Source organism: Glaciimonas sp. PCH181, from assembly GCF_003056055.1.
Taxonomy (GTDB): Bacteria; Pseudomonadota; Gammaproteobacteria; order Burkholderiales; family Burkholderiaceae_D; genus Glaciimonas.
Genome location: NZ_PYFP01000002.1, coordinates 1,628,008 through 1,640,342, shown reverse-complemented (window position 1 = coordinate 1,640,342; position 12,335 = coordinate 1,628,008). Strand labels below are relative to the sequence as shown.

Sequence of the window (12,335 nt, the reverse complement as noted above, 5' to 3'; positions counted from 1 at the left end):
GCCTTACCATTTCTCCTATGAGAAAACCAATGTCGGTTCCATTACTATTTTTATAGAAAATATTTATATGACTATCTCTAGCGGTGCATTAGTTCTTTTTAGCGGCGGACAGGATTCCACGACATGTCTGGCATGGGCTTTGTCCCGCTATGACCGCGTTGAAACGATTGGTTTCGATTATGGTCAACGTCATGCCATCGAATTAACACAACGGCCGATATTATTGGAAAAATTACGGTCCCAGTCCGCCGAATGGGACGAAAAGCTTGATGAAGATCACGTTATTGATTTGTCTATCATTTCGAAAATATCATCGACCGCGATGACAGAAGATGTCGAAATCGTCATGCAAGAGAATGGACTACCAAACACCTTTGTTCCCGGTCGCAATCTGTTATTCATGACCGTAGCAGCCACAGTGGCATACCGACGAGGGCTAGACGTACTGGTCGGCGGGATGTGCGAAACCGACTTTTCCGGTTATCCAGACTGCCGCGACGATACGATGAAAGCGCTCCAAGTCGCGCTCAATCTGGGCATGGCGACGCGCCTCAAGTTAGAAACACCTTTGATGTGGATCGATAAATCGGAAACATGGAAGATGGCGCAAGACTTGGGCGGCGACGCTCTGGTCGATTTGATTCGCGCTGATACGCACACTTGTTATTTAGGTGATCGCGGCATGTTGCATGATTGGGGCTATGGTTGCGGAACCTGTCCGGCTTGCGCATTACGAGCTCGCGGTTATCAACAATTTGCGTCTAGTTAAATTTTAATATTCTCAAATTTTTAGTTGTTTTATAAGCTAATACTATTTTCTTTATTTAAAGAATATTCTGTAGATTATAAAGTTATTGCGCTATTGCATTTCGGCAACCATACTTCTCAATAATTAGCGTATTAACTTCTTTCACACCATCCACATTAACGCAGGATAGTTGGATACATTCCTGGGGTTTCAAATTAACAACTATCCACAAAATAATAATCCTGTCGGCACGGTCGATATTCAGGAAATTGCTAGCGTCATATGGCAAAGCAAACGCATAATTCTGCTCATAGCCACAATCGTGACGTCTCTAGCCGTCTTATTTGGATGGGCAATCAGCAGTTATAAAAGTGAAGGTTATTTCCAAATGGAAATGTCCTTTGCAGATTTCAAACGTCTTCAAACCGCGATTTCAGCGCCCGCACGCTGGCAAGATTTTGCTAAAACGTTAAACAAAGAACAGTTAGCGACTATCCGCGAAGAAAACTTCCGTAGCCCCCGACAATTGGCATCTTTGATTGAGCCGATATATCCAGTCACCCGATCTGAAATGAAAGATATCCCGAATACGGCGCTGAAAAATGAAGGTGCTGACATTTCGGGTTTAAAAATTTCCTACCACGCAGCGACGCCTATGCTGGCACAACAGGGCGTGCTGGTATTGGGTGATTTTCTGCGCGATACCGTAATCCTGCTGAATTACCGAGACGTGGTGCGTAAACGCTATACCGACCATCGTGGCTTTGCGCAAAAGTTCGACAATGACGCCATTACCGCCAGGTATGACCTTGAACAATTAAAAATCAAAAAAGCATCCATGCAGAGCATCTTGCGTGAGTATCCAGATTCGGCGCGCTTGGAAAATCGGCAGCCTGTCACGATCACAGACGGCAATGAACGCTTTCTCTCACCTGTCACACAGTTGGTGGCTATCGAAACTGATATTGCAGATAAAGGACGCGACTTGCCTCGCATTATTCGTGATCAAAAAATTAATACGATTAATTTACGTTATTACGAGCAGCTTCAGGATTTTTTAAATAAGAGCACTTCAGGTAATACTTTCCTGGCCTCCCTGCCGACCATAAAGAAGGCACTCAATTTAAATCAGGAAGATGAAATTGATCGGAGCGTCTATAACAATATTTCGATAGACGATCTCAAAGCGCATGCCTTATACGTTGAAAAAACATCCTTCATTGCATCGCCATTGCTGCCTCAAAAAGCGACACCAGGGTTATTAAAGTCGGGCTCACTCGGGTTAATATTGGGGTTGATCATTGGTTCTGGACTTGCGCTTATCAGATATTTTGTGTCCAAGCCCAAAATACTGCCATCACCTCAGCCAGCCGTTGAGCTGACAATAGAAAAAGTTATTCCTAACTTGATATAAACACATTGATCGCGCTGACCTAGTTAGCATCGAAAAAGAAAAATGGCCGAATATATTCGGCCATTTTTTTCACAAATACGCTTCAAGTAGTACGGAAACTTACGCAGCAATCGAATGCGATACCGGCGATGGATGATCAAATTCGCTTATCAACTGTTTTTCTTTCAGCCGCGCAGCCACCAAATGCCGATCCTTAATGTGGCCATAACCCCGAATTTCCTCCGGAATACTGGCAATAGCGACTGCGCGCGCCACATTTTCAGAAGTTAATCGCGGCAACAAGGCCTCAATCGTTTGACGGTAATGCACGATTAGCTCCCGCTCCTCCTTGCGCTCTGCGGTATAGCCAAAAATATCCAGCTTGCTCCCGCGCAGGAACTTGCCTTTAGCCAGTATCCCAAAAGCGCGCATCATCCACGGCCCAAACTCTTGCTTGATTAAATGTCCTTTAGCATCGCGCTTGGAAAACAACGGTGGTGCCAAATGAAATTTAAGCTTGTAATCGCCTTCAAACATGCCCGCAATTTTGGCGTTGAAAGCACCGTCGGTATATAACCGCGCTACTTCATATTCGTCTTTGTAAGCCATCAACTTAAACAAATACGTTGCCACCGCCATACTTAATCGCGATGGCGCACGCGCCCCATCCTCCGCAGGCAAATGCCGTTTTATCTCTTGCTCAGCATTTTGTACCCGAGTAACAAAAGCGCGATATTGCTCAGCGTAGGCAGCATTCTGATACGCCGTCAAAAAAGCCACACGGCGCTTGATCACCTCATCCAGTGTTGGCGTCCGCTTAAACGTTATCACTTGCGCCGGATTATTGGTCGAACGTGTGCGCTGATCTATGCCGATCGGATCACAGGCTGCCGTGCGTCCCCACGAAAAAGCCTGTTTATTGAAGCTAACTTGCAAAGCATTCAATTCAATTGCGCGCAACAACGACGCTTCGGCCAATGGCACCCAGCCTTTTTGCCATGCATACCCGAGCATGAACATATTGGTAGCAATCCCATCACCCATTAAAGTCGTGGCGATTCTGCCTGCATCAATAAACTCAACCCGATCATTCCCACAGGCCGTGCGGATATCCTTCTCGGCTGCCGCATCCGGCGACTGCCAGTCTGGATTTTTCACAAACGCAGCCGTTGGTGTAGGCGTAGAATTTATTGCCGCAAACGTGCGCCCTTCGCCCATACGGGACAACGCATCGCGACTGGCCGTGACAATTGCATCGCAACCGATCACCAGATCAGCATCGCCCGTACCGACGCGAGTGGAGTAGATATCATCAGGGTGATCCGCCAAGCGTACATGCGACATCACCGGCCCGCCCTTTTGCGCAAGCCCGCTCATGTCGAGCACCGAGCAACCCTTGCCCTCCACATGCGCCGCCATCGCCAGAATCTGTCCAATCGTGACCACGCCAGTGCCACCGATACCAGTCACCAGAATGCCGTAAGGCTTTTCAGTCGTTGGCAAAATCGGTGTTGGTAAGCTTACCGCCGGTTCGCCAGCTGGATTCGTCACATTGGCTGTGCTCGGTTTGCTCGCGATTTTAGGCGGCTTTTTCAGATTGCCCCCCTCCACAGTGACAAAACTCGGACAAAATCCGGTCACGCACGAAAAATCCTTATTACAAGACGATTGATTTATCTGGCGCTTACGACCAAATTCGGTTTCTAACGGCTCCACCGACAGGCAATTCGATTGCACGCTACAGTCGCCACAACCTTCGCAGACAGCCTCATTAATCACTGCACGTTTGGCAGGATCCGGATATTCATTACGTTTCCGACGGCGACGTTTTTCTGACGCACAAGTCTGGTCATAAATCATCGCAGACGTACCAACGATTTCGCGCAGCTCGCGCTGGACGGCATCCAGTTCGCTGCGGTGACGAATCGTCACGCCGGGTGCCCAGTTGGTCGATGATGGATATTTATCCGGCTCATCGGTCACAACAATAATCGGCGATACGCCTTCGGCCGCAATCTGGCGCGAAATCATCGCCGGATCAAGTGGGCCATCAAAAGCCTGGCCGCCGGTCATCGCTACAGCGTCGTTATATAAAATCTTGTAGGTAATATTGACCTTGGCCGCCACCGAAGCGCGAATCGCCAGCAAACCCGAGTGGAAATAAGTACCATCGCCCAGATTAGCAAACACATGTTTTTCGCTGGTGAAAGGCGCCTGACCGATCCAATTCACGCCTTCTCCGCCCATATGCGTGAATGTCGATGTTTCGCGATCCATCCACAGCACCATGTAATGGCAACCGATACCCGCCAGCCCACGGCTGCCTTCAGGCAATTTGGTCGAGGTATTATGCGGACAACCGGAGCAAAAATGCGGCACGCGATCTTTGTTTGGGTCAGGCTTGCTGCTGATATTGAGCAGGGTTTCTTTCGCCTCCAGATAGGCGACGCGCTCCTGCACCCTTTTTGCGACCGGATGGCCTTCAAAATACTTCGAAATCCGCGTCGCTATTGCGCGCGCGATTTGCGCCGGATTCAGTTCATACGTCGCAGGCAACAACCAATCGCCATGACCAGCGCCATGATTGCTCCACTCGCCCGTATCATCAAATTTGCCGACCACACGCGGACGGACGTCATCGCGCCAGTTATATAATTCTTCCTTGAGTTGATACTCCAGAATTTGACGTTTTTCTTCCACCACCAGAATTTCTTCCAAACCTTGTGCAAATTCCCGCACACCTTCAGCTTCCAGCGGCCAGGTCATACCGACTTTGAACAAGCGAATCCCGATATCACGCGCAATCTCTTCATCAATCCCCAGATCGGCCAACGCTTGCCGTGTATCGAGGTACGATTTACCAGCGGTGATGATGCCAATTTTGGCGTGCGGGCTGTCCCAAATAATCTTATTTAACTTGTTGGCCCGCGCATAGGCGAGCGCGGCATACCATTTGTAGTTGTTCATCCGTGCTTCTTGCCCCAGCACAGTATCTGGCAAACGGATATTTAAACCATCCGCAGGCATTTCAAAATCTGTCGGCAAAACAATTTGCACCCGGCCCGGGTCGAGTTCGACCGAAGCGCCGGATTCCACCAAATCGGTTACGCATTTCATCGCCACCCACAAACCGGTATAGCGACTCATCGCCCAGCCATGCATCCCGTAATCCAGATATTCCTGCACCGAAGACGGATACAGCACAGGAATCCCGCAGGCCTTTAAAATATGCTCACTCTGATGCGCGGTGGTCGATGATTTGGCAGCGTGATCATCGCCAGCCAATACCAGAACGCCGCCATGTTTAGACGTGCCGGCCATATTCGCATGCTTAAACACGTCGCCGCAGCGGTCCACGCCGGGGCCTTTGCCGTACCACAACCCGAACACGCCATCGTACTGCGCGCCAGGGAATAAGTTAACCTGCTGCGTACCCCAAACACTGGTCGCGGCCAGATCCTCATTCATGCCGGGATGGAATTTGATATTTTGAGCGTCGAGATATTTTTTTGCCTTGGCCGCCGTCAGATCGACGCTGCCCAATGGCGAACCGCGATAACCGGTAATAAATCCAGCGGTGTTCAATCCCGCCATCACATCGCGCTGATGTTGCAACATCGGCAATCGTATGATCGCCTGCGTGCCGGTCATAAAAGCGCGCCCATGCTCCAACGAAAATTTATCGTCCAGCGAAATAGGGGCAATGTCAGGGGATGTTGCCTCAGAATCAGGCGAGTCGGTTGGCAGCAATTGTGCCGAGAGTGGTGCGTTCATTCAGTCTCCGTGCCAAAAATTATGTTTTTGCATGCACTGCGAGTGGGGTCACCCGCACGATTAAAACGGTGTTACTTTGTGAGTAAATCGTTCTTTTTTGTATGTTCAACGCTACTTTTGCTGCGGTTGTTTCTGAAACTGATATACAGCTGATTCCTGCAACTAATAATAAGCCAATCCTCGCAACAGCGCACGAACCAGACCGCCCATCGCACTCTGCCCAGAATTGCGTTTGCGTAACAACTGTAACAAGGCGTAAGTCAGATGGAAAACCAGCGGCCCAACGGGTGTAATAGAGACTTGCTTGAAGCGGTTGATGACCTCCCCTGGACCAGCTGCTTCATGCATCCCTCCCTCTAGTGTTCCCATTAATCACTAGTTGCGGATTCTGCTCTCCCCGGCAGAATCCGCTTTTTTTTTGCCCGATGCTATGGGCTTTTCCACAAATCTTTACTGCCGATTACAATTCTTGGGCAATTTCATTTGCCGGAAAATTGATCTCGCCGAGCTGTAATTCATTCGCGGGTAAGGGCGTCAATGATGCCAACTTTTGATAAAGCGGCAAAAAGTCTGGCGCAGTATCGGTGAATAATTGCTGAAAATCGCGAATGACAAAATAGGTCTCCTGATAAGAATCAATTTTATACAAGGTGCGCATCACGCGTTCCAGATTAAACGGAATCCGACGCGGCGCAGGACTAGTCAGGCAGTGCTCAATCTCTCCGCCCGAAGACAAAATGCCGGCCCCATACACCCGTAAGCCTTGCGGACTTTCAATCAGCCCGAATTCAATCGTGTACCAATACAGACGTGCCAACAGCGCCAGTCCATCGACTTTCAATGCCTTCAATCCACCTTTGCCATATTCCTGTAAATGGTCCGCAAAAATTGGATTAAATAACAGCGGCACGTGGCCAAAAAAATCGTGAAAAACATCTGGCTCGACGATATAGTCAAACTCTTCCGGCTCGCGTAACCAGACTGTCACCGGAAAGCGGCGATTTGCCAGATGATCAAAAAATGTATGATCCGGCACCAAACCCGGCACAGCAACCAAACGCCAGCCGGTTGCCTTGAATAGCAAGTCAGAACTGCGCTCGAAATGCGGAATGCCATCGGCAATATTCAAGCGTTCCAGACTGTCGATAAAGACATCGCAGGCGCGCCCGGGGATCAACTTGGCCTGCCGCTGATATAAGCGCCGCCACAAAGCATGTTGCTCAGGCGTATAAGCTTCCCATTCCTGCTCCACAACATATTGGGCGTCGATTTTGCTATAGTCGCCGCGCAGCCCGGCCCCGTCCGATTTCTCGGCAACGGTGGCAAAAAAATCATCGATGTTCACTGCACTACTGTCCTGCTTATTCATTCTCATTATCCTAAAAATCAACTACACGGCTCAACTATACGCCGCCTTTATCACGTTTAATTCCTGGCAAATTACTCAACCATTTTAAGGCTGCCCGCACGTTCGCCTTGAGCGTGTAATCCAGCGTAGCCGCTTGTTCCTGCATAGCTTCCTGCATTAGAGTCGCGGCACTGGCAGGCAATAATTTAAGATAGGCGTCGGCCTCGCCATAGTCGCGATGAATCGTCATGCCCGCTTTTTTGGCAATATGCATCATGACCTTATTTGACGATAAACAATGCATGTACAAAGTATCGATATCGGCATTGCGGCAATGAATCCCGGCACGCGCAAACAAACGCGTACCGACACCCATACCACGTGCGATAGCAGAGACCGAAACACCAAATTCGGCGACCCGCTCTTTGGTCGTCGCGGCACGCATCGAAGGTAGCGCCTCACGTGGTGCGAATGCCAGATGGCCCACGCCAAGCAATCGCAATTTTCTGTCGTAAACACCGAAAACGGTATCGCGGGAAAAATCCAAATTCTCAACGTAACGCGCCACCAATTGGTCTGGCAACACCGAACCAAAACGCAATAGCCGATCGCCACTATCCAATGCTAAAAAATGCCGCAACAAGCGCTTGCGCGCATGTCGCGACAATTCTTTGACAAAAATCGTCGGTATCTGGAGCGGCGTGATCGGCTTAATCGGCATACCGCCAATAGATTTGTCGGAGCCGCTGATACTGGAAGGCGTCGCGCCATCGCTCGATGTCATGTTGCATTCTCTCTATAGCAAAAACGTGCATCGCGGACGCCAGACTGGTACGAAAGGCGGACTTTATAAATAAGGTTTAGCGGCGATCAAGCAAGTATTATTCAATTGTTTTATTCTGCGGCTTTTCGGCACTTTTATTAATATCATCAACTTGATTAGCTGCTGCGCGTTGCGCCTGCACCAATACGTCAACCGCAGAAATCCGCGCTGCATAAATGGCCTCCGGTATCCGTTGCGGCTGTTGAGAAAACATCCCTGCAATCACGCCAGCATTGACCGATTGCGCTGCGGCCAGCGTGGCTTCTAAATAAGCACGCTGCGAAAATGCGCGCTCTTCATAGCCAGTTCTGCCGCGATAATCGCATTCGGTCGCTTCCACCATGGCAATAAAGCGCTGCGGTTTGCGAAACGCATCGCAACGTCCAAACAGCGTCACGAGCGTGCTCGCCTTGAGCGCCAACGCACGACCAATATTGCCATGTTCACGCGTCGTCATTAGCGCCAGATCGCGCACTTCGCCAGGTACTTTTAGCCGCTGACAAACCTGCTCAACCAACTTAACGCCCAACGCTTCATGTCCATGATGCGCAGGCCATTCGGCAGTCGGTGTAACGCCCTTGCCAAGGTCATGCATCAATGCGGCAAAGCGTACCGGCAGCGCGAAATTTTCTTTTGCGGCGGTATCGATCACCATCATTGCATGCACGCCGGTATCGATTTCTGGATGATATTCTGCCGGTTGCGGGACGCCCCACAAAACGTCCAGTTCAGGCAAAATTCTCGCCAATGCGCCACAGTTGCGCAACACCTCAAACATGCGTGACGGGTGTGCTTCCATCAAGCCGCGTGACAACTCTTGCCAAACCCGTTCCGGCACTAATGCATCAACTTCGCCCGCCGCCACCATCTGCTGCATCAGCGCGTTGGTTTCCGGCGCGACCGAAAAATCAGTGAAGCGCGCAGCAAATCTGGCGATCCGTAAAACCCGCACAGGATCTTCTGAAAAAGCCGCCGATACGTGCCGAAACACGCGCGCCTGCAAGTCTTGCTGGCCGCCGAACGGATCCACCAGTGTGCCGTCGTCAGCGCGTGCAATCGCGTTAATGGTCAAATCGCGGCGGATTAAATCTTGCTCCAGCGTGACATCGGACGCCGCATGAAACACAAAGCCGCGGTAACCGGGCGCGGTCTTGCGCTCGGTCCGCGCCAATGCATATTCTTCTTGCGTATCGGGATGCAAAAACACCGGAAAATCTTTACCAACAGGCCGAAAACCGCGCGCAAGCATTTCCTCCGGGGTAGCGCCAACCACCACGAAATCACGATCTTTTACGGGCAGACCAAGCAACGCGTCGCGCACCGCACCGCCCACAACGTAGATTTTCATCGGCATAAATTAATCATTTTTGTGGGCTGCAAGAATAGTCCGACGCTATACCCTATACCGATGCAGCACACATTCCAGCAACATACCATTACCCATGATCCGGCAAAATTTCTACCTCTGCGAGTGCTTCGCGTACCCATTTGGCAACCGCCGGATGAGCTTGGACGCGCTCGACATAAGCTTGCAGCGCCGGTGCCAATGAGACACCGAAAATACGGAAGCGCATAACGACTGGCGCGAAGAAGGCATCGGCAATCGAAAAATCGCCGAACAGGAAGCGATGATGACCGAATTCCGACAAGCAATTTTCCCAAATTTCGCTAATCCGTCCGATATCTCCTTGGGCCTGCGGCGTACGCCCCTGCCCCGGATGGCTAGCGCGAATATCCATCGACATCGCCGAACGAATCCCCATAAATCCCGAATGCATTTCGGCGCAAACTGAGCGAGCAATCGCCCGTGCCGCCACATCCTTAGGCCATAGGCCAGCATCTGGGAATTGCTCCGCCAGATATTCACAAATCGCCAGAGAATCCCAAATATGCAGATCGCCGACCAACAGCACCGGCACTTTTCCAGCCGCTGAATAGTGAGAAATATCCGTTGATGTCGTCGGTTGATCGAGCAAAATACGGACTTCATTAAACGGAATACCGAATGCTGTTAAAGCGACCCATGGCCGCATCGACCATGAAGAATAATTCTTATTGCCGATCACCAGGGTCAAGCCTGGTTTGCCTGCATTCTTCAATACCTCTGACAGCGTTGCATCGGGTTCTATAGTTTGCATAAGTTATCTTCTTAAAATGGAATAGTTAAACATTACTATTACGACGCTCCTTATGGCAATGCCGATGCCGTAAAGTTTTTCGGGGCCACGTAACCCAAACGCGCTTTCAATGATTGGGGCCGACCATCAAACAGCGCCGCATAATAGGTCGCATTAGAAAGCACATTTTTAACATAGCCACGGGTTTCATTGAAGGGAATCGACTCCGCAAAAATCGCCCCTTCAACATTGCCCGGTAGCGTTGCGCGCCATGCGCGTGGCCGTCCCGGTCCGGCGTTATACGCGGCGGTTGCCATTGGCAACGAACCATCCAGATCATTGAGCACCATGCTCAAATAATTGGTGCCGAGCAAAATGTTCGTGTTCACGTCATTCACCTGATCGGGCGTGAAACCGCTGAATCCCACTTTCTTCGCAACATACTTTGCCGTCGCAGGCATTAATTGCATCAGCCCGGATGCGCCAACATTTGAGCGCGCAGTTTTAACAAAACGCGATTCTTGACGAATCACACCGTACACCCATGCCATATCCAGCCCAAGCGCCTGCGTATTGTTGCTCATCACGTCGCGATGCGGCGATGGAAAGCGTTGGGTATAGTCGACTTCATACTTGGTCCGATCAGATGTATTAACCATCCGATCCAGCACGTCGCTCTGACGGGCAAATTCGGCCGCGGCCAATAACTGACGATCCGTCATTTTGCGCAGTTCCCAGTTCCATTCACGCGTGCCTTCGAAGCGTAAACCCATATCAAAAAAGCGGAAAGCGCGGCGAAAGCCCTCGTTCTTTTGCATCGGCGCCAATTCAAGCGGTGTAATGACGGATGGCGCTGAGAAGGCGACGATTTTTTGGCCTAGTTCTTCCAATGCCAGCTGACCATAAAAATTAGTCTGTTCGGCAATCGACTGAAATAGCTTATGCGCCTGAGTCTTGCGCCCGTCAGCCAGCAACGACCGGCCCAGCCAATAAATCCAGGTCGGATCGTCCCGCAACGCTGATGGCATGGCCTCGATACTACTCTTCACCATACGCCAATCACCGGCGCGTAACGCAGCGCGTACCCGCCATTCATAGCCATCCGAGGAGAGCATTGCGCCTTGCGCGGCGCGCCAATAATCAGCAGACATCGGATCAAGCTTCAATGACGCCTGCAATGCAATCTGCCCCCAACCTAAAGCACGCTCGGAAGGTTTTAATTGATCAGCCGCCCCGGTTAATGCAGCGGCAGCCTGAGATGGATCATTTTTCGCCAGCCGGCCCAGGGCCACAATAAATAGCTCATGACCGGCCCGATCAGCGCCGGGGCCACGTGCCACCACGATGGATGAACGGTCAATCGCTTGCGCTATCTGGGCGTCAGTCGCATCTAAAAATGGGGCCAGACGACGGCCGACGTTGCCATAGCCGGATTCGACCGCCAGCCGCAACTGAAACCAGACATCTGCCTGCGTGAATTGGTTATTTTGCGCCAGAGTACCAATCAAATCAGTGCAGCCCTGACCGTAATCCTTTGGATTCGTCAGCAACGCCCGCGCATCATCGGCAACATTGCCGCCTTTTAACGCTTTCGATGTCAGCGCGTAGCATTTAAGTTGGGTATCGTCGTCCAGTGCAAACAACGGATATTGTTGGTCGAAAGTGGTCCATATTCCCGCCTTGCCCAGTTCTAACAACCAGTCATTGCGCAAACGGTCTGCAATCGCGGTGCCGTCATAGCGCGTCAGATAATCACGAATTTCGGATTCCGGCGCGATCAGGTCCTTGATCCGCGGCTTCAAGCGGTAGTAATCTACGTAAGAAGGGATATCATAATTGCTCAAAACAGATGCCAGTCCATCGACCATATCCGCCTTGTTAGCACGAGACGCATTGCGCAAGGCCAGGAACGCGTCGTCCTGACCGGCATAATTAACGACATTGCTCGCATTGGTGAGGCGCGTTTGGGCGACCGCTGCGGGCAATGCAATGACCGACGCAGCAACGGAAAACAACATACCAACGGCCAATTTTGTTGCGAATTTTGCTCTATACATACCTTAACAATCCTCTATTTGCGAGTACGAATAATGACGCCTAGCATAGCATGCGACGCCCCCGATTCAAGGCCT

The 12,335-nt window shown here is 50.7% G+C and carries 9 protein-coding genes; 2 read left to right on the top strand and 7 right to left on the bottom strand.

What is annotated here, in order from left to right; all coding sequences use genetic code 11:
• Nucleotides 1-67 precede the first annotated feature (67 nt).
• Nucleotides 68-769, top strand: a complete 702-nt coding sequence (queC, locus tag C7W93_RS20625) for a 7-cyano-7-deazaguanine synthase QueC (RefSeq protein ID WP_108442086.1) — start codon at nt 68-70, stop codon at nt 767-769.
• Nucleotides 770-938: 169 nt separating this feature from the next.
• Nucleotides 939-2,162 (top strand): hypothetical protein, encoded by a 1,224-nt coding sequence (locus tag C7W93_RS20620; protein WP_108442085.1) that lies wholly within the window; start codon nt 939-941, stop codon nt 2,160-2,162.
• A gap of 99 nt (nt 2,163-2,261) precedes the next feature.
• On the opposite strand, the gene C7W93_RS20615 is transcribed toward C7W93_RS20620, so the two are convergent.
• The 7 genes from C7W93_RS20615 to C7W93_RS20585 form a co-directional block, all read right to left on the bottom strand.
• Nucleotides 2,262-5,915: an indolepyruvate ferredoxin oxidoreductase family protein gene (locus C7W93_RS20615; protein ID WP_108442084.1), complete on the bottom strand. Its 3,654-nt coding sequence runs from the start codon at nt 5,913-5,915 to the stop codon at nt 2,262-2,264.
• Between the two features lie 162 nt (nt 5,916-6,077).
• Complete coding sequence (locus C7W93_RS20610; protein WP_108442083.1) at nt 6,078-6,263, bottom strand: hypothetical protein; 186 nt, start codon at nt 6,261-6,263, stop codon at nt 6,078-6,080.
• A 112-nt stretch (nt 6,264-6,375) separates the two neighbouring features.
• Nucleotides 6,376-7,284, bottom strand: coding sequence for a phenylalanine 4-monooxygenase (gene phhA, locus C7W93_RS20605; RefSeq protein WP_108442082.1), 909 nt, complete (start codon nt 7,282-7,284; stop codon nt 6,376-6,378).
• A gap of 34 nt (nt 7,285-7,318) precedes the next feature.
• The gene (locus tag C7W93_RS20600) at nt 7,319-7,984 is read right to left on the bottom strand and encodes a GNAT family N-acetyltransferase (protein ID WP_108442266.1); all 666 of its coding nucleotides are present in this window, start codon (nt 7,982-7,984) and stop codon (nt 7,319-7,321) included.
• Nucleotides 7,985-8,144: 160 nt separating this feature from the next.
• The gene (locus tag C7W93_RS20595) at nt 8,145-9,434 is read right to left on the bottom strand and encodes a multifunctional CCA addition/repair protein (protein ID WP_108442265.1); all 1,290 of its coding nucleotides are present in this window, start codon (nt 9,432-9,434) and stop codon (nt 8,145-8,147) included.
• Between the two features lie 88 nt (nt 9,435-9,522).
• Nucleotides 9,523-10,224, bottom strand: coding sequence for a glutathione S-transferase family protein (locus C7W93_RS20590; protein ID WP_108442081.1), 702 nt, complete (start codon nt 10,222-10,224; stop codon nt 9,523-9,525).
• A gap of 50 nt (nt 10,225-10,274) precedes the next feature.
• A complete protein-coding gene (locus C7W93_RS20585; protein WP_108442080.1) occupies nt 10,275-12,260 on the bottom strand; it encodes a lytic transglycosylase domain-containing protein in 1,986 nt (661 codons plus the stop codon).
• Nucleotides 12,261-12,335 lie beyond the last annotated feature (75 nt).